This is a genomic window from Paraburkholderia graminis C4D1M, assembly GCF_000172415.1.
Classification (GTDB): domain Bacteria; phylum Pseudomonadota; class Gammaproteobacteria; order Burkholderiales; family Burkholderiaceae; genus Paraburkholderia; species Paraburkholderia graminis.
This window is the reverse complement of the sequence record NZ_ABLD01000034.1, coordinates 1-18,676: the sequence shown is the minus strand read 5'-3', so window position 1 is coordinate 18,676 and position 18,676 is coordinate 1. Positions and strand designations below refer to the sequence as shown.

Sequence of the window (18,676 nt, the reverse complement as noted above, 5' to 3'; positions counted from 1 at the left end):
AACGTTTAGCGCTATGGGGATTGAAGAGGTCGGGTGCGGCGTTGGAGTGACGGAGCGCTGGGGCAAAGCGGGTTGATGTCGACGGGATGCACGTTGGCGGGGCTGTGCGGCCCGGGTTTGTGACGGGAGGCGGGGCGCACGGCCGCGTGGTGGCTGTGAGGGACGCAAGCGTTCGCTATCGGGTCCCGTTGCCGGAGAGCCGACGGTCGTCTTGAACGTGTCGAAACACCTGTGCTCATGCTGCTGCTCGCTGTACAGGTGGTGCGCGGATCGGTGGGCTGCGCTGGAGGATCTCGATGACGATCATCGGCGCGCCGCAGTGCCGGCAGATGAAGGCGGGGCGCACAGCGGGACCGGTGTCGTCGGGTTGCGTGCGGGGTGTGGGGACGACGTGCAGCAACTCGCGCACCTTCGCGAGATTGGCCCGGCGCACGGGATTGGCCAGCAGGCCATAGTGGCGGATGCGGTGGAAGCCGCCGGGCAGCACGTGCAGCAGAAAGCGGCGCATGAACTCGTGCGCGCCCAGGGTCATGGTCTTGTAGCGGGTGCGCCCCTTCGCGCGATAGTCCTTCCAGCGGAAGGTCACGCCGCGTTCATCGAGCGCAACGAGCCGCTGGTTGGAGATGGCCACGCGATGCGTGTAGCGTGACAGGTAGGCGAGCACGGCCTCGGGTCCCGCGAACGGGCGCTTCGCATACACGACCCATTCACATGCGCGTAGCGGCGCGAGCCACTGGGCGAAGACGGCAGGATCGGCGAGCGCGGCGTACTCGCCGAAGAACCGCAACTGGCCACGACGATGCACTGCAGCGAGTTCTTCCAGGAAACGTCGCCGGAACAGCCGTGAGAGCACGCGCACGGGCAGGAAGAAGCCGGGCCGGCAGGCGACCCACCGCTCACCGTCGGGTGACAGGCCACCACCGGGGACGATGCCGTGGACGTGGGGATGGTGTGTGAGTGCCGAGCCCCACGTATGGAGCACCAGCGTCGCGCCAGTCTGCGCGCCCAGATGCTTCGGATCGGCTGCGATGGTACGCAGGGTCTCGGCGGCAACATCGAACAGCAGGCCGTAGATCACCGCCTTGTTGTACCAGGCGATCGCGCTGATCGTGGCGGGCAGCGTGAAGACCACGTGGTAATACTCCACGGGCAGCAGGTCGGCCTGACGTGCCTCGAGCCACCGGTGTGCGGCGCTCGCCTGGCACTTCGGACAATGGCGATTGCGACACGAGTCATAGGAGATCTCCAGCTTTGCGCAGCCGGAACAGCGCAACACATGTCCACCCAGCGCCGCGGTGCGGCACTGTTCGATGGCCGACATGACCTTCAGCTGTCCCAGGCTCAGCGGTACAGTCTGTCGCCACGCTGGCCCGTGGACGCGGAAGATGTCCGCGACCTCCAGCACGGGGCGCTCCGCGCGGTGCTGGCCTACTCGGAAGGCAGGCGGTCCAGCGGGCTGATCACCTTGCGCAGCAGGTCGGTGGCCACCTGGGTATAGAGTGAGGTGGTCTCGAGCTTCTTGTGCCCCAGCAGCACCTGGATCACACGGATATCCTCCTTCTGTTCGAGCAGGTGTGTCGCGAAACTATGACGCAGCGTATGCATGGATACGCGCTTGCCGAGGTGTGCCTCTTCTGCGGCGGCATGGATGGCGCGGTTCAGTTGCCGCGTGCTGAGCGGGTCCACCGGATCGAGGCCGGGAAACAGCCAGCCGCCTTCGAGCATGCGACCCTGCGCATGGGCCACGCGCCACCAGACACGCAGGCGCTCGAGCAGGACCGGCGAGAGCATCGCGTAGCGGTCGCGGCGGCCCTTGCCCTGCTCGATGCGCAGCGTCATGCGCTGGCTGTCGACGTCGCCGACCTTCAGCGCCACCACTTCGCTCGCACGCAGCCCGGCACCGTAGGCGACCGACAATGCCGTCTGGTGCTTCAGGTTGCCGGCGGCGGCGATCAGGCGGGCCACCTCGTCAGGGCTGAGCACGACCGGTAGCGTGCGGGGCACGCGCACCGGCTGCATCCTCGCCATCAGCCCGGGCTGGTTGAGCGTGATCTCGAAGAAGAACTTCAGTCCGGTGATGGCGGCATTCAGCGACACGGGCGAGATGCCGTGGTCGACCAGATGCAGCTGGTAGCGCCGCAGGTCCTCGACGGTGGCGGTGTCGGGCGGGCGCCCGAGGAAAGCGGCGAACTGACGGACCACGCGGACATAGCCGGCCTGCGTCTGCGGTGCGAGCTTGCGCATGCGCATGTCGTCGATCATGTGCTGGCGCAGCGGACTGATATCCTGGCTGGTGTGAGTCATGGCTCTGCTCCTGTTGAGGAACGAGGCGGATTGCCTCGTACCCAACATGGAAACAGAGTCGGTTTCCTCTCACCTGCCACCAGAGCTCAACCGGAGCCCCATTACCGCGCGAGCGGTTTCGTCCACTGAGGCATCTGCGTCCTTTTTCCCCGCGTCGTTTTAATGCATCCTCTTCCCATGGGAGGAGTATTGTGAAATGACATCAACCAACCGGGCGAGCAGCGTCTCGACTGCTATTGAAAAAAATACGGCTTTTAACTCAGACGGCTCTAAGGCGGGACCACGTAACATCGCATACCTTGTCTATCAGGGCTTCCAGATGCAGGATCTCGCTGGCCCGCTTGCGGTGTTTGATGAAGCCAGCAGAGAGGCCGCGCTCTCTCAAGATCGGTCGCTTCGGCCGTTCAAGAACTGCCGCGAGAGCAAGACCGGTGAATTTGGTGGTTTTTGCGACAATCCATTGAGGAGTTGTCTCAAGCGCGCCGTGGTGCACTGCTTCCCCCGATTTCGCCGCGGCGAGTTTTAAACTTGTCGTCGATCCTAGCGTTGACTGCTGAATAGCTGCACGTTCGTCGGAAACACGCTCGATCCCGTTGCTGCGTTGAACGCTTAGTGGATAGGGTCAACGGGCGTCAAGACAGGCTGCAATGTTCGGCAACGCCTGTCTTGTGGTCTTCATTAATATGAACGGGAAAAATGAAGTGATAACCGGTCCGGTGTATCTTTTGAGTTCCTGCATTGGACACGGGAAGATAGTCGGTGCGCATGTAAGCGTGGAGAGGGCCGGCATCGGCGGCGGCACATCGAACGCGCTATCCGTGCCCGCGAGCATAGTTGAAATCGGACGTTCACCCTCCAAGACGAGCGCTCAAGATCATGCAGTGTGACAGTCAGGATAGATCCCATCGCGGCAAGGTTCCTGGATGGTACTCGGCCGAGCAACCTGCTTGGCCCGCGCGGGATAATCTGGGAAGGAAGCGCAACAACGGAATTGCGAAATGAACCGGTCTGGAAGCGTGGCGAGCGCCGCAATCGATTTCAGGAACGACTTACTTGGCAGGAATTGGCCGAACGATAGTGAGGTCGTCCGATTTAGCAGATTTTCCGGTAGCCTGGACGCCGCAGAATGCATCGCCCGGGCACGCGAGGCCCGGATATTGTTAGGCGTATGGTCTGCAGCGCGACGCGCATTCGTCTACCCGGACTTTCAGTTCGATCGCAGAGGCGACCTGCGCCCGGAAGTCGCCGAACTACTGACTCTGTTGCCAAAGGAAAACGACGATGCGGGCTGGCGAAGTGCTTTCTGGCTTTATTCGCCGCACGCAAATCTGGGCGGACAGACACCGGCCGAAGTCTTTGAGAGCGACCCGTCGCGCGTGCTCAGTGTGGCTCTTGATGAATTTTACGGCGACCCCGACACCGCCTGGTGATGAAGGTAAGAAACGATCAACCTTCGCATATTGGAGCTTGGCGACCTAGTCTGGTGCATTCCATTGAGAACTTTGCGGTAATCGCGTCTGGTTTAATGCGAACATGATGCCTGCCGTCGTTCAACTTCGCGTGAGACTGGTTCAGTAAAATAGCGTAACGCAGCCGGCAGGCATTCAAAGGAATCGTTATGGCCCCCTCCTCCTCTCGACCTCCAAAAAAGATCTCTCCTGTTGTCCGTGAAGCGATAACCGGCGCAGGCGCGGAAGCTACGATGTCGACGGCAGGCTTCAGACAATTGATTTCTGTGCGTAAGGTGCGCGATAGGCTCGGTGGCGGAGATCCGGTGGAGCTAAGCCGCCAGATCGATGCGATCGAGTCGGAATTCACTGAGGGAAAGGGCGTCCTTCGCGTGTCAGTTCCTGGGCTCGAGGTTGCAATCACGAAGGTAGTATCGAATGCCCCGGCCACCGGACAGACGACAGAGGTCAGTCGCCCGCGGGCGGAACCAGGATGCAGTATGGTGCAGGCTGATGTTACGACTATGGCGTTGATGAAATCACAGCTCACCGAACTCCGCCAACGCATTGCCGCACGCGATTTCGAGCTTTCAAGTATCGTGAGCAGGTTCGCCAGGCTTGACGAGCGCCGTATCGCGCTGGAAGCCAAGCTGGAAGATTGCGAGAAGCGGTTGGCGGACGCAATATCTGAGCAGCAAGCTATTCGATGGACCTGCGAAAGGGAACTGCGCGAGGAGCGATTTCGCCACCTGATGGAGCTAACAGAACAGAGTATTCATTTCTTGCGGGAGCTGAACGATACGGTGGAATTCTACGGCCGTTTGGATAGTCGCCGTTCTTTGGAAAGGCGTACCGCAGCAGAGGCCGACAATCTGCACAACGGCGAACGAGAGAAGTGAACGGCAAATAGCGAAGCGCCGCTCCCCGTAAAGATTGATGAAGACCCCGCACAATCGGCAATGTCCGATGATCAAAAAGGCAACGCAAACTCTTTTTCGATTCCGATAATTACCTGTTTCCGAACGCTCCACACTTCCCCTCACGCTTCACTTCATCACCCTGCAACGTGAAGACGACCAGGATGGATGGGAAAAAACACGACGGCATCTTACCTGCCTGCAGCGGCGAATGTGGCATCACCACTGAAGCCAGTGTAGCGTCGATCGCAGAAGACCAAGGCGAAGCCTTCAGCGTCAGCTGGACGGCAAAGAGGTATAGCTCCACAGCGAGTCGTCAAGGCACAAGCACCGGTCAATCAGTCGAGCATCTTACGGTCGACGTGCCGCGTGAGCGGACTTCGTCGAAGTGGCCGGTCGCGGACTGGTACGACGGCTGATTTGCCGGCAGTCGCCTCGCTAAAAGCGTAAGCGCGTCTTCATTACCGTCTAGATATCCTCGTTGAGTTTGGCTACTTTGGTGTCCACCAAATGAATGGTGGACGCTATAGTGGACAACGCTGCGCAATCCAAACGATCCAAACGCCCCAATTTTTCGGTCGAGTTCAAACGGCAGATCGTTGAGGCGACACTCAAGCCGGGCGCATCGGCCGCACTCATCGCTCGCGAGCACGACGTCAACGCCAATCTGCTGTTCAAATGGCGTCGTCATTATCTTGCAGGTGATTTCGGCATGCCCGACGTTTCGTTGCCAGAGGCACCTGCGCTCGGCTGGCTACCCGTGGCGGTGGCTGAGCCTTTGCCGGAAGCAACGGCCAGCCAATCGTCGGACGGTGTCGGCACCTACGAGGTCGAATGCGGTGACGTCCGGCTACGATTAAGCGCTGACACACCCATCGCAACCTTGATCAAGATTGTGCGGGGCCTTGCTCGATGAGCCTGCTGATGCTGCCGTCTGCTGTTGGCCTGCCTTCCGGCTCCCGAGTGTGGCTTGCCGCAGGAGTCACTGACATGCGCGCCGGCTTCAACAGTCTCGCCGCCAAGGTGCAGACCGTGCTGGAACGTGATCCCTTCTGCGGGCACGTCTTCGTGTTTCGCGGCAAACGCGGCGACCTGCTCAAGGTGCTGTGGTGGAGCGGCGATGGCATGTGCCTGCTGATGAAGCGACTCGAGAAGGGTCGCTTCGTATGGCCTCAGGCCGACAGCGGCGTTATTTGCCTGAGCCCGGCGCAACTGTCGATGCTGCTGGAAGGTATCGACTGGCGGCAACCGACGAGAACGGCACGTCCGACTTCAGCGTTGTAAACGTCGTTGCTGGCGCGTAAACTGCTCGCATGACGCGCGCGAACCCACTTCCCGACGATGTCGAAACGCTGAAGGCCATGCTGCTCAGCCAGGAGGCGGCACTTCGCGCGCGTGACGCTCAGGTGCTCGCACTGCAAGAAACAGTCGACTCGCAACAAGCCGCGTTGGCTTCGCGCGCAGCCGAAGTCGAACACCTGAAGCTGCTTATTGCCAAGCTGCGCCGTATGCAGTTCGGTCGCAAGTCGGAGAAGCTGGATCGTCAGATCGAGCAGCTGGAACTGCGTCTCGAAGAGCTTGAGACTGATGAAGGCGCGGCACCGGTCGAAATCCCGAAGACACCGCGCACGGCTGTGCAACAGACACCGCGCAAGCCACTGCCCGAGCATCTGCCGCGCGAGATCCAGACGCACTTGCCCGAATCCGCCGGGAAGTGCGCGCAGTGTGGTGGCCTGATGAAGTCGCTGGGCGAAGACGTCGCCGAACAACTTGAGTACGTACCGGCAAGCTTCCGGGTCGTCCGTCATGTGCGTCCGAAGTTTGCCTGCGTGTGTTGCGACCACATCTCTCAGGCACCTGCACCGAGCCGTCCCATCGAGCGTGGTCTCGCCGGCCCAGGGCTGCTGGCGCACGTGCTGGTCTCGAAGTTCGCCGACCACATACCGCTTTACCGGCAGTCAGTCATGTACGCGCGAGAAGGCGTCGAGCTTGATCGCTCGCTGCTTGCGAAATGGGTCGGTCACGCGGCGACGCTGCTGCAGCCACTCGTTGAAACACTGCGTGCTCACGTGATGTCGGCGACGAAACTGCATGCCGACGACACGCCGGTTCCCGTGCTTGCTCCGGGCAACGGCAAGACGAAGACCGGTCGCTTGTGGGTGTACGTGCGCGATGATCGTGCATCGGCCGACATCACGCCGCCGGCGGTCTGGTTTGCCTACACGCCGGATCGCAAGGGTATCCATCCGCAGCAGCACCTCAGATCGTTCAACGGCACACTGCAAGCCGATGCATACGGTGGCTACCAGGCCATCTACGAAACCGGGTGTGTCACGGAGGCAGCTTGCTGGGCGCACGCCCGACGACAGTTCTATGAACTACACGCAGCGCGCCCCAATGCGTTGAACACCGAAGCGCTCGAGCGTATCGGCGCGCTATACCGGATTGAGGAAACGATCAGAGGCAAACCGCCCGACGAGCGCCGCGCTTATCGCCACGAGCACGCACGGCCGTTACTTGACCAGTTCCATGCGTGGCTCACGACGACTCTCGAAACGCTCTCGCGCAAATCTGACACGAGTCGGGCGATCCTCTATGCGTTGAACCGATGGGAAGCGTTCACACGCTACTGCGATGATGGCCAGCTCGAAATTGATAACCTGCCAGTCGAGCGCGCGCTACGCGGAGTGGCCATCGGGCGCCGCAACTATCTGTTCGCTGGAGCAGACTCTGGCGGCGAACGTGCCGCCGCCATCTACAGCCTGGTTGGCACCGCAAAACTCAATGGCATCGATCCTGAGGCGTATCTGCGCTACGTGCTCGCACGCATCGCTGACCATGCGATCAATCGCGTTCACGAACTCACACCGTGGGTCGTCGCCGATCAGCTCCGCAGTCCAGCCTGACAATCACGATCCCGGTCAAGACGTCACTGCTGCCGCGCTTACCTAAAAGCAGGGCTAAGCAAGCGAAGTATCCGTTCAAGAGCGTGCATCACGCGCGCAACCGTGGGGCCCAATTCAGGCCTGCATCCTCCGCGAGAAACTTCAGTCCCCACACGACATCCCTGCGCGGGCAGTGATCCACCAGCGTCTGCAAAACATTCAGTCGAATGTTTCTCAGACTACCGATCAAATTTCTCACCCCCTCAATCAGGGCTAGCTCAAGCGACACGCTGACGTATTCGAGAATGGCCCGCTCCGGGACCGAAACCATCACCTGCACATGACGCCATGCAAGCGGCTTCAACCCATAATTCTGATCCATTCTTGCATCGAACAGAGTATGGGAATAATAAGAGCAGGCGAGCCTTTCCACCGCCCATATGGGGAGACTGACACAGCCATCGCCCCACAGATCGACCCGCTCACGAAACGAAAGATGGTGCACCATCCGATGCCACTCTAGGGCCGTTCGTCCCCCAACGTGCAGGTCCGGAATATGCGAACGTAAGTAGGCAATTGTTCCATCAATGCCAGGCTGATCACCGCGTAGCAGATACGCGTCGTCCGATAAGCGTCGCAACCACCCCTGTTGCACGAGCTGACCCACCTGCTCCGCGTCGATTTCAAACGCCGCAAAGTAGCGCAGACCAAGCGGCTGCGATCGTGGTGCGAAGTCCATCAGGAACTGCACGATTTCGGTAGCATTGAACATCTTAGGTCCTTTGCCATCCGCTCCCGATAACAGAAACGGTCACTGTTGGCAACGTGCCCGTGGGGTGGCGAGCATGATGGCGATCAAGCAAAACGGAATTCCGGCCCACTTGCGGCCAGGGCGATCATCTCCGTCAATGTCGCCCTGGGCTTCCGTCTCTCTGCGGCGGGGCAACCGCATTGTCGATGCAAGGAACCGCGGTGCCCCTGATTTGCGCATGGAAGCAGCAAGTACGGCGCAGCTAAGCAACCCCTGGCGCAACGCCATTTAGGCATGGTCTCGCACGCTGCTTCCTACTGGTTGACCTCTGCTCCAAGCCATACTCGTATCAAGCGAGGCATACCGTATCTGAGTCGCCACCTGCCCAAAGAAGTACCTTGTCACACGCAGTAAGTGGATCGGCCTGCTGAGATTTGCAGGCACGCAAATGTCCGTTCGCGTCCGCGTAAGCGAGCAGATTCCCGCCGCCTTCCGTATGCGTGTATGACCACAGACTCGAGACAGGAATCAGCGTTTCCCACTCGATCGCAAACAAACGGGGCTTGGCCGATCGATATGCCTCGAGCGTAGAGACAAGAATCTCAGGGTCTGCGACGATATACGAGTAACAGTTTGGGTCGTTGGGTCGGGCATCTGCGGCACGAATCAGGAAGGTTGTAGATATGTGATGGATGCCTGCGAGGCGCCAACGGTTAAACGGGTCATGCCTCACTCGAAACGGCGTCTCCCACGGTGATTTTGTGAACAGCATCTTTCCACGAAAAATCAATGATCCAAAGTCGTTGGCGTCACCGCCTGAAGCGTAGTGACATCCAGCCTCGAACCCTTTTGTTTCAGCGACGTAAAGCCCAGAGGTGGGCGCCAGTTACATATTGCACACTATCAATTGTAGCGTAATTGTGTGCATCGAACGAAAGTGGCATCTTCGAATTTAATCACATGACTGATGTCGCTTCGTCTTGGCCTGGCCCGCGGATTGAGAGCAGCACGCAAGATGCGCGGCATCTCGCAGGACGGCCTTGGCGTCTCCAGTCGGACGTACCTGAGCGCACTCGAGCTTGGAAAACAGACGCCGACGCTAGACAAGCTCGATGAAATCGCGGGGGCTATAGGCGTTCATCCTCTTAGCGTTCTGTACTACGCCTACACAGTGGACCTGTCTCCAGGACAGCTTCGCGAACTGGGGCGGGTCGTTCGCTCGGAGATTGACGAAATCAGGAAGTACGATTTCTCTGACGGCTAACGCGGCCCCGGTTTGCCGTTGCCGGAGACCCCTATGCTCCTTGCTGTCATACAGGCCGAGTCTGACTGGTTCGCCGGCAAGCATTCAACTTTCATAGCGGCCGTCGAACGGACTGTCTGCCGCGAAGAATTCGACGTGCTGGTTTTGCCCACCCCATCAACCGCGTGCTCTCAAAGGGCTGAGAAGGTTCTAAGCTCGCAACTCGCTTCGTATGTCACGGAACTAAGCAGTCGGAAGCACGCGCTCATCGGTTTTGGAGTGAGGACACGCTTGGGACATCGGGTTTGTCGCTCTGCCTATGCGGCGTACGAGGGCCGGCTCTTTACAAGCAGTAAGGTTTCATCCGGGACCACCATGGTCGGCGATTCGAGGGCATGCTATGTTGCCACCGAGTTCGCGAGAGCCGGCGTGTTTCAGGACATCGTGCCAGACGAGGGGCTACTTCTCGCCGACGATCATTTGCATATGTTCCAGTTGGAGGACGCGCAGATATTGATGGTTTCGGCGTCGCACAGAAAGGCGGGTATCGAAACTTGTCCCGACCCCCCGGGTCTGCGGTCCTCACATCGGTTAAACGCTTACTGGATGGTGGCCGGCTACGGCGTCAGTGATGAAGACTATCCGGCCGGCCACAATTCTGGAGGCAGCATGATCCTGTCTCCCAATGGGCACGAGCTTGTCGATGCCGGAACCGCACCCGGACTCCACGTGGCAGAGATCCCAGATTTCCTGCCGTTCCACTCATGAAACATCGAGCGTAGTGCCAAGTCGTGTACAAGGCCTGGAACCATGCATTACTGACCCGTTCGTTCGATGTGCGCTCACCCTACAGTGAACCGGCCGCGTACGTATCGAAATCCGGGTTAAGCAAAACACGAAGGTCGTTGTCCAACTTCCTGTTATGGTGGTGCACATTTCGCAACAGCGTCATGGCGTCATGAAGACGCATACGAGGCGGATCGAAGTGGCCAAGCGGAAGACCTTCAACTTTCGGGAACACAATTGCCGAGATGCGCAAAACTGGGGAAAGCTGATACTGAAAATATGTATCGAACCCTGCCGCCGCAGTGAATTCCGCGTATGCGAGCCGCGTGTGCTGTAATTTCCAGTAGAACGCCGCGAACGTACCCCGGAAGACGGCTTCCCAGCCACGTTCGTTCAGGGTAGTGGGCCAGATCCGTGCGGCAGGCGATCGCCACCGGATAATGCGGGCATTCCCAATGGGTGAGCGTAGGCTCTGAGGTCTATCGCCTTCCCATGCCCCGCGCAACAGCATATATGCCATCACCGGCGCGGGAGCAACGTCGCGCAGCAACTGACCATCATCGCCGACCAGTATCGGGGTTGCCTCATCGGGAAAAAGATGTCCATACGCTTCTGTCAGCCAGGACTTAAGATCTGAAAGTGTGGCCATGTATACAAGGTCTGCTTCATCCAGACGGCGATTTGCATTCTTTCGTGCGGCATCATCGACAGCATTTCCCGAGGCAACATTCTCGTCCTCCCAGAGCAGCCATGACAGTCCAGCCTCCGGCAAGGTCTGGTCGAGCGCGCATGTACTTACCGAGCGGGAAATCTGAAAAATCATCGTTGATGTTCCCCACCAACCGTCGATTGCATGGGTGTTCATAGAGCTGGCAAATGGCGCAAGCGGAAGCATGCCGCGCACTGCCCTCCTATGCTGTCTTAGATATGGCGAAAATACCCCGCTGATATTCATCGACCCGCGGAATTTCACGTGTTCACGTATAGACGGCGCGCTTCCTGCAGTAAGAGAGGCGCCGCAATGCACGCAGTCGTATGGTGTCCGTAGTATCGCACCGTGGAATTCGTAGGTCCCAAATTCCTCCCCGCAAGCCCAGCAAGCCTTCACAAGCGGGCAGTCGTGGAGCGGGCAACGTTCAAGGGCCTTCGACTGATGCCATACGCTGTGATAAAGCCCAAACATGCACTCCGGACACAGTCGTAGTCTGCCCACAAACCACACCTCGGGAGAAGAAGCCGACAGCCACTTTGCATCGCTTGTCCCGGGATACTCTTTGTTATCCCATCCCATCAGCCGATTAATATGGCGATCAATCCGGCCGTCATCGGCCAAGAAATCCTTACGTCCAGACGTCACGCCGCACAGTTTCGAAAATTTGCCAAATGGAAGTGCGTTCAGCCACATGATTCTTGCCGCAACCGAAAAGGTCGATTCATGTGGCAAGCGCGTAAAGGCTTCACCGGTTACCTGCCCGTTAGTCACTGGTGACATTATTCTTCCGTGGGCGCGGGAAGATATGTAATGCCGTCACCCAGAACGAGTCCCATGGCCCTTTTCCACTGATCGACGCCGATCGTAAGTCCCGGTTGGTCAACTTTCGAAGCCTCCCCCAGCATGCGCTTGATAGTCTTGAAAATAAAACGGGCCGTCACGCGACCGTTTGCGGCGTACGCGTCTACAGCCCCCTTCAACGTCGCCACTTGGTCCGAAAGCCTAAAGCCGGCCGCGAAGGCGCGCGGAACAAAAAATTGTACCCATGTCACACCGCCCGCGTCTGGATAAGGAAGAGTATCAAGCGCGTGCAGTACCGACACGAGGTCCAATGCAGAAGTAAGCGGCCGTAATACATGGCCCGATCCCAACAGCGACTCGATCGTTTCTTTTGTGGGACCCGTCATACCGTCAGTCCTCGCGCGAAACGCGTTTATCTCGCTGGAACCCACCACAAATAACTGAATCCCTTTTACCTGAAGGCTGTCCCTCAGACCAGCCAGCGCCTCTAGCGTCGCCCCGTCCACCGTTTCTATGTTCTGTACAAAAAGTACAAACCTGTACACGCCGGTTATCGCCGTTCGCTCTTCAATCACTTTTTCCAGTCGGCTCGTGATATCCTGGCTGGCCCCTCCCCAGAAACGATGGTTAACTGCTGCTAGTAGCGAACGCCATGTTCCTGCAGCAGTTGTTAATTCACTGGGAAGCGGCGCCCAGGTTGCGGTTGCAAGTTCCGGAAATTCGTGCTGGAATAAATTCCTTATGACCAGCAATGCAATCTTTCGACCACTGCCTCGCTCTCCGAGTAGGGTGAAGCCAGAAGCGCCATAAAGAAATTCGTCTTTACACATCAGGTATGCCTGGATGGCTGGCGATGTTGGGAGCTCTGGCGCACTATAAAAAGGATGCCTAAGCAATAGCTCCTGTTCGGTGCGCTGATTCTGCGACAAGATGTCTGATTGCTGCGGCTGTTCGACCTCTTGCGGCGGTGTACCAGGCTGAGTGTCAGTCATCCGAACCTCCTGCCGCCACGAATAACATTTAGACCGAACCGGTCTGCGCCACCTTCCCAGATGTTCCTACCCTGCTGCTCCTGCAATTCCACCGCCCTCACGGGCTTTGCCGGTTCGGCCGGCTCCTTTGACTTCCCGTCATCATCGGCGGCGGAATTTTCAACGACCTCCCGACGACCATGATAGGTTTCCCGGCGGAGTTGACGCTCTTCTTGGAGCGCTGGAGCACTCGCCTTTCCTGGCTTTTTGCTTGTTGCGCTTCGGGACCGCCGGTCTGCCGCCTCCCTTTCTGGCACTGAATCCACACGGTCCAGTCGTTCGCGAGTTTTCAAGTTGCCGCCGACGCGGTAAAAAAACGTCCAGTCCGATACAGAGATTTTTATCCCACGTTGCCTGTCCGGTTCGAGTTTTCCTATCGGAGTGTTGTTTACGGCGCCTTGGGCGTCACGAAGGTCCCAGCGCTTTATCCTGCCAGTCAGATTTGTGACGTTTGATCCGCCAGGCTGAATCAGCTCCGGGTGCCCTTTCAACTCGTCGTTTGAATAGCGTCGTCCCAAGGTGTTGCAATGTGGCATGACTCCTTTCTTCAAATTGCCCCGTACCGCTGCGTCGAAATAATGATCAAGATATTTGCTGTCTGCGACCGCCTCGCGAGCAAGCGGCGCGGCCACGAGCCCCTTGCTCACATCGTTCAATGCATTCCGAAACGCAGTGGATGGCGATGTTTGGCACAGCCGTTCGGTGCGGTCGGAATTGTGCTGATTGCACGCTCGAGCAAGATCGAGAATGAACGTGTTGAGCTCAACCGCTGACTCCCCATCGTTCATGTCATTGACACGTCTCGATATATCGCCTATTGCTCGCTCGCAGACTGCTCGCGTCACCCAGTTATATGTGGGCCCAAAATTGACTGCACAACCAAAGGTGTAAATGCCGGCTCTGATGAAGTTGTCCGTGAGGTTGCATTTCGCGTTGTCAACCGCCAGAACGCAGAAGCAATTGCCAGTCAAGCCGAACTGTTCGAAAAACAGACGGTCGTCGCCATGCGGGTCGTTCTCCAAACGATACTGCTCCGGATGGACATACCGATCCAGAGTTTCAATAGCACTGGCCGCGCTCGGATTGATCTCAAGAGTCGGATGTCGTGATAAGACAGACCAATGGAGCGAGTCCACAAGCAGGGCAACGTACCACCGTGGCAATGTCTCCTCGAAAAGTTCACCGGCCGGGTTGCGCCGGGCGATCTTGGTGGCCTTGTCTATACGGTAGTAATCAAGTTGCAGGAATGAGCCAGGTCGGACCGGGCAGATGATGCGCGCGGGGGTTCCTCCAATCTGTCGGGCGCGCTTGGCAGAAGTTTCCCCGTAATAGATCCCGATATACCGCTGTGCGTGTCGGTTGCGGATTGTCTCTATATGCTTCCTGAGCGCGTCGCGGCCATAATCAGCGTTGGTGAGGGGATAGTCTTTAGCCCCAACTCCTTTCGTTGCCAGGAAGTCCTTCATCTTCTTCCAGCATTCATCGACGTCAAGCCTCTTACCTGCATCCGATGGCGGATGGTCCAACACGATATCTTCAAGAAACGCCTCCAGCCCGACCACACTTTTAAGCAGCCTGGTCCACGCCCAAGGGCCGCCAGGATTTTTATCCTCGGCGTCGCCGCCCTTTTCTTCGGACTTGCTTCGGCAACCCGCCCCTCCGTCTCTTGGCTCGGCTATACGGTAGTAAGGTAGCACCGCAAAGTAGCCATGAATCGATCCGGGGCCGGCGGGCGTGACGCATCGTTTTACCACACGGTATATTTCATTTTCCGACATCCCGTAATCATGTTTGATGTCCTCAAAAGACATGCCTTTCCGGTAAGCGTCAATTCCGGCTTTCTTCTCCCGGTACTTTTTCCGAGCCTTCTCTGGGAGGCTAACCTCATCAGGAGCCGGCCACTGGGCAAAGCGATATTCTGGCGGAATCAGCGTCCGGCGCGAGGTGCCAGTACCGAAGGATGCAGTCGCATCCTCGGAGGCCTCAGCTTTCCCGTTCCCGCCTGCGGGCGGATTACTAGCCTCGGGCGCCATGCCACTGGCCGAGGTGCGCTGAGGTCTTTTGTACGTGCTGGCACCACTGCCCGTAATGTTGGCCACTACGGTGTCCAGTGTTAGTAGCATCGTCAGGTCAGTCACCAACGTGCCTTCTGCAATAAGGGCTGCCATCGCCCCCCTCAAAAGGGCTGGGTCAATCCCGGGGATGCCCAGGATCTGTCGGATCGTGCCTTGCGTCCCCGGCCCAAATCGGTCCAGGATCGCGAATCTCGCTGCGGGCGACGTGTAGTCAAGTACGGCAGTGATTGAAGCCGATAAGAACAGACAATTGTCCAGTTCGATTCGGCGTTCGACAATATCGCGACCCGTGATCAAACGAACTCCTACGGGGAGCCGCTTTGACATTGCTTTTTTTGAGCTGCCTGGCTCCCTTCTGCAGCAAATTAGCTCCTGCCGGCCGTCTGCGTACCGAACTACCACATCAGGTCGGAAATCTTTCATTTCCAACTCTACGTCGGGGCTCTGGGCAGGTGCGGGCCCGTACGAGACGATCTCCGGATTCATCTCAAAAAGAATTGAACAGGCAAAAACAACGTCGGTCTGCGCCACCATCAATTTGTCGCGCTTATTGGAGTGGAAGACCCAGAAGTTGGCTTCCGGATCAGAGCGATGCCCGATTATCCTGGAAGCGCTTTCACCGTCGCGCGAAAAGCCCGGGGACATGCTGAAAAGACGAGGCATGAGATATTCTTCTCCTTACGCACGCCCGCGCCGCCAAAAAGAATCCCCTTGACTTTCCCCGTGAATGGTAGAAAATCAAATCGACGCGGGTGGCCGGGATCCCTGCAAAGATCGCCCGACCCCTGTTGTTAGTGGATAGCACCGCTAAAGCATCTTCGATGGACCTCGCGAGAAAGCCGACCCGCCAGTCGGCTTTTTTGTTTTCAGATTCCACATTATTAGGGGAAGACAATAGATTTTTCAACGACATTCACTGCGAGTTTTCCAGAATCTTCTGAAAATCGCATGTGATAGAGGCCATTTTATTTTTACGTGTTATGTATTTAAAGTCGCATTAATTGTATTTTAATCGACCCAATACCATCCACCGAAAGATCGCCGCGAATAGCGTGTAGAATAATGCTGTGCGGTCAAACAGAAGTGAATAACTGTATTTCAACGGCGAGATGCAGAGCCGCGTTGCTGAATTGATTTGCTCGTCGCACTTCTCGCGACGGCAGTAGCGCCGAAGATGCCACTTTACCGTTGCGGCTCCCATCACTGATAAGGGCCAGCATGAAGTAACTACACACAAAAAACGAGATAGCGGAGCCCATTGCCCCGAATAAGTTTGGGAGGCATTTGAGCGTCCACGCCGTAAGGGCGGTGAATCGGGATAACGTGCTTCAATTTCTGCCGTGTTGATCCCGGCATACCGTCAACAAGCCCGATGTCTGGAAAGCTGTCCATTACTATCGCAGGTGACCAGTGAGCGACAGCCCCACCGATCGCAACGACAAAGCCGCCAATCAAAAAGACGAGCAACTGTCCTACGACGAGGTGATACAGGACTACCAGTTCAGGTGGCAAGGCGTGTTGCCCGGTACGCCTCGTGAGATTGCGCGGTATCTTCGTGAGCACGCAGCGGCCCTATCCCTCGCAACATTGAATATCAGGTTGGCCGCCATCAGCCACTGGCATCAGAAGCAACAATTTCCTGATCCTACCGGGTCCGCGCACGTCAAAAGCGTCCTCAAGTGCATAGAGCACCTGCAAAGCACGGTGCGCGGACAGGCCCGCCCTTTACGTTTCGAGCAGCTCGAGACGGTCGACTCGTGGCTGAATCAGCAACTCGCACTCGAGCGCGGCGCGCGGAAGCTCCCACATTTGCGGAATCGGGCGCTAGTGCTAATTGGTTTCTGGCGAGGATTCCGTTCCGACGAACTGACCCGCCTAGAGGTTGAAAAAGTGACGGTAGATAGTGGACGCAGCATCACTTTCTATATCCCGCGTGTGGACTGTGAGCTCCCTGACGGTCATGTGGCCCTCCGCACTGCTGCTCGGACGCGGCTGTGTCCTGTTGCCGCTTATGAAGCTTGGATCGCTGCATCCGGGCTAACCGGTGGCCCGGTTTTTCGCAGCATCGATCGCTGGGGAAAGATCAAAGACAGTGCTCTCGCAAGCGGAAGCATCACGCCGCTTTTGCGCGGAATATTGAGATCGTCGGGGATACCGGATGCAGACGAATACAGCAGCCACTCGCTGCGCCACGGCTTCGCGATCTGGGCTGGATCAAACGCGTGGGACGAAAGGATGCTTGCGGAGTACGTCGGGTGGAAAGACCGACAGTCAGCACGGCGTTATCTTGACATGTTAGCCCCGGGTCGGTCAGCCCGCGGCTAATGAAATTTCTCGGCTTGAAATTGCAGCGGGCATGCCGTAGGCACAAGATCGCAGAGCGGCAGACATCCCACTCTGGACTCGATTCTTTTCCACCGATACGACCTTTCGATAAGACATGCTTTTTCGCTGACAAGGTTTTAGCCGTGCCCACCCCGTACTTTATCTCGTATCGATCAGATAACTCGCCGAGCACACACCTTGACTCGCGTCGGTCTTGGCTACTGATCGACCACATACTTTCACTCAAATTCGCGGCCAGCAGATCTTGGGCACACACTTTTCACAATCGTCGGACTATGGTCTCTCAGAGGAAGTCCTCCTCCAAAGCCCCGCCAGGTATAGAGGCATGCCCACACAGATTGTTCCCACCGCACTTTCACCGCCTCACCATCAAGGCCCAGTAACAAACCGCCAAAGCGCCGCACACTCGGCACGCGACAACTGGAAATGAGGCATCGACTTACGCAGCAGCACGCTTGCTGGATCGATGCCGTCCTCGATGGCTCGACAGAACGCCACCGGGTCATACTGACTCGGCGGCCCGCCTCGGCGGCTCTTTGCGTCAAGCAAGTAGCCGCGTGTCAGCGGCGGCGCAAAGCTGGGCGCCGGCTCCGTCCGCGTGTGGCAATTGATGCATCGCGTCGTCCATTCCGGCAGCGCTTGATTGTCGTCGCGCAGATGCGCCGCTGCCGGACGTTGCCCGGTGAAAATCGCGCACCCAAGATCGTCCGGTTTGCAGCGCTCTTCAGCATGCGCAAAAAGCGCAGCGCCAAGTAGCGCCAGGCAAACCGTCCAGCGAGCCGCGAGGCGCGAGGTTGTCGACGTCGTCATCAGTGGAGGCGCAACGTGCGTGACACGCTCGGCACGCCGTTCGTGTTCAACGCGAACAGCATGTAGTAGCCGGGAATCACAACACCAGGATCGGCGGGAATCTTCAGGATGAATTCGCCGGCCGTACCGATCGTGAAACTCAACGGCACGCGTCGCTGCTCGTTGTTCACTGCATGTGTGTTGGACGACAAACGCATCAGCGCGAACGCCTTCACGCCAGTAGTGGCTTTCACCGCGATGGACGTGCCGAGTTGCGCGTCGGCCGGTACGTTGCTGAGCGTCGGCCGCGTGGCCGCCGAACCATCCGCATTGAGCAGATACGGCGGTGTGAGTATTTCGATGTCCGTATGGTTGGTCGCACAACCACCGCACAAACCGCCGCCGCCGCTGAGCACCCGGCCGTCCGGCAATAGGAGCGCAACGCTGTGATAAGTCCGCGGCACGGCCTGCGGCGCGAGTTGCGAAAAGACCTTCGTCGTCGGGTCCCACAACTCGGGAGTCAGCACCGCGGTGTCGTCCGAGAAAGGCTGTGCGAACGCCTGGTTTACGTTTGGATTGACTCGGGAA

16 protein-coding genes are annotated in these 18,676 nt (G+C 58.1%); 9 read left to right on the top strand and 7 right to left on the bottom strand.

The genetic code is table 11. The features are described from left to right. Positions 1–235: 235 nt before the first annotated feature. The gene (locus BGRAMDRAFT_RS30110; RefSeq protein ID WP_006050642.1) at positions 236–1,405 is read right to left on the bottom strand and encodes an IS91 family transposase; all 1,170 of its coding nucleotides are present in this window, start codon (positions 1,403–1,405) and stop codon (positions 236–238) included. A gap of 23 nt (positions 1,406–1,428) precedes the next feature. Further along, positions 1,429–2,304 (bottom strand): tyrosine-type recombinase/integrase, encoded by an 876-nt coding sequence (locus tag BGRAMDRAFT_RS30105; RefSeq protein WP_006050641.1) that lies wholly within the window; start codon positions 2,302–2,304, stop codon positions 1,429–1,431. A gap of 196 nt (positions 2,305–2,500) precedes the next feature. Here BGRAMDRAFT_RS30105 and BGRAMDRAFT_RS34790 point away from each other — a divergent pair, with 196 nt between their 5' ends. The 6 genes from BGRAMDRAFT_RS34790 (at position 2,501) to tnpC (ending at position 7,575) form a co-directional block, all read left to right on the top strand. Beyond that, positions 2,501–2,830, top strand: coding sequence for a hypothetical protein (locus tag BGRAMDRAFT_RS34790; protein ID WP_006052687.1), 330 nt, complete (start codon positions 2,501–2,503; stop codon positions 2,828–2,830). Positions 2,831–3,302: 472 nt separating this feature from the next. Beyond that, the gene (locus tag BGRAMDRAFT_RS30100; protein ID WP_044022000.1) at positions 3,303–3,734 is read left to right on the top strand and encodes a hypothetical protein; all 432 of its coding nucleotides are present in this window, start codon (positions 3,303–3,305) and stop codon (positions 3,732–3,734) included. A 272-nt stretch (positions 3,735–4,006) separates the two neighbouring features. Further along, positions 4,007–4,651, top strand: coding sequence for a hypothetical protein (locus tag BGRAMDRAFT_RS30095; protein WP_044021999.1), 645 nt, complete (start codon positions 4,007–4,009; stop codon positions 4,649–4,651). A gap of 547 nt (positions 4,652–5,198) precedes the next feature. Next, positions 5,199–5,585, top strand: a complete 387-nt coding sequence (gene tnpA / locus BGRAMDRAFT_RS34785) for an IS66-like element accessory protein TnpA (protein ID WP_232292389.1) — start codon at positions 5,199–5,201, stop codon at positions 5,583–5,585. Continuing rightward, entirely contained in the window at positions 5,582–5,953 is a 372-nt protein-coding gene (gene tnpB, locus BGRAMDRAFT_RS30085; protein ID WP_370687469.1) for an IS66 family insertion sequence element accessory protein TnpB, read from the top strand. The genes tnpA and tnpB overlap by 4 nt, the downstream gene beginning before the upstream one ends. A gap of 29 nt (positions 5,954–5,982) precedes the next feature. Continuing rightward, positions 5,983–7,575, top strand: coding sequence for an IS66 family transposase (gene tnpC, locus BGRAMDRAFT_RS30080; protein ID WP_006052681.1), 1,593 nt, complete (start codon positions 5,983–5,985; stop codon positions 7,573–7,575). Positions 7,576–7,663: 88 nt separating this feature from the next. Here tnpC and BGRAMDRAFT_RS30075 read toward each other — a convergent pair whose 3' ends face one another. Then, on the bottom strand, positions 7,664–8,326 hold the full coding sequence (locus BGRAMDRAFT_RS30075) for a type IV toxin-antitoxin system AbiEi family antitoxin domain-containing protein (RefSeq protein ID WP_006052680.1): 663 nt from the start codon (positions 8,324–8,326) through the stop codon (positions 7,664–7,666). Between the two features lie 946 nt (positions 8,327–9,272). On the opposite strand from BGRAMDRAFT_RS30075, the gene BGRAMDRAFT_RS30070 reads away from it, so the two are divergent. Together BGRAMDRAFT_RS30070 and BGRAMDRAFT_RS34780 are read left to right on the top strand one after the other, a co-directional pair. Further along, a complete protein-coding gene (locus BGRAMDRAFT_RS30070) occupies positions 9,273–9,569 on the top strand; it encodes a helix-turn-helix domain-containing protein (protein ID WP_044021997.1) in 297 nt (98 codons plus the stop codon). Positions 9,570–9,977: 408 nt separating this feature from the next. Further along, positions 9,978–10,316 carry a carbon-nitrogen hydrolase family protein gene (locus BGRAMDRAFT_RS34780; protein WP_232292388.1) on the top strand — a complete coding sequence of 113 codons (339 nt, stop codon included), beginning with the start codon at positions 9,978–9,980 and terminating at the stop codon, positions 10,314–10,316. Between the two features lie 79 nt (positions 10,317–10,395). On the opposite strand, the gene BGRAMDRAFT_RS34775 is transcribed toward BGRAMDRAFT_RS34780, so the two are convergent. From BGRAMDRAFT_RS34775 to BGRAMDRAFT_RS30050, 3 genes are read right to left on the bottom strand one after another with little or no spacing between them, the layout of a single operon-like run. Further along, on the bottom strand, positions 10,396–11,826 hold the full coding sequence (locus BGRAMDRAFT_RS34775) for a hypothetical protein (RefSeq protein ID WP_006052677.1): 1,431 nt from the start codon (positions 11,824–11,826) through the stop codon (positions 10,396–10,398). After that, positions 11,826–12,839, bottom strand: coding sequence for a hypothetical protein (locus tag BGRAMDRAFT_RS30055; RefSeq protein WP_006052676.1), 1,014 nt, complete (start codon positions 12,837–12,839; stop codon positions 11,826–11,828). Before BGRAMDRAFT_RS30055 ends, BGRAMDRAFT_RS34775 begins: the two co-directional genes overlap by 1 nt. Further along, positions 12,836–15,616 carry a hypothetical protein gene (locus tag BGRAMDRAFT_RS30050; protein ID WP_006052675.1) on the bottom strand — a complete coding sequence of 927 codons (2,781 nt, stop codon included), beginning with the start codon at positions 15,614–15,616 and terminating at the stop codon, positions 12,836–12,838. The genes BGRAMDRAFT_RS30055 and BGRAMDRAFT_RS30050 overlap by 4 nt, the downstream gene beginning before the upstream one ends. Before the next feature lie 747 nt (positions 15,617–16,363). On the opposite strand from BGRAMDRAFT_RS30050, the gene BGRAMDRAFT_RS30045 reads away from it, so the two are divergent. Further along, positions 16,364–17,278: a tyrosine-type recombinase/integrase gene (locus tag BGRAMDRAFT_RS30045; RefSeq protein WP_006052674.1), complete on the top strand. Its 915-nt coding sequence runs from the start codon at positions 16,364–16,366 to the stop codon at positions 17,276–17,278. 830 nt (positions 17,279–18,108) lie between these two features. On the opposite strand, the gene BGRAMDRAFT_RS30035 is transcribed toward BGRAMDRAFT_RS30045, so the two are convergent. Further along, positions 18,109–18,676: galactose oxidase early set domain-containing protein (locus BGRAMDRAFT_RS30035; protein ID WP_044021995.1), on the bottom strand; the 568-nt coding region annotated here is incomplete at its 5' end.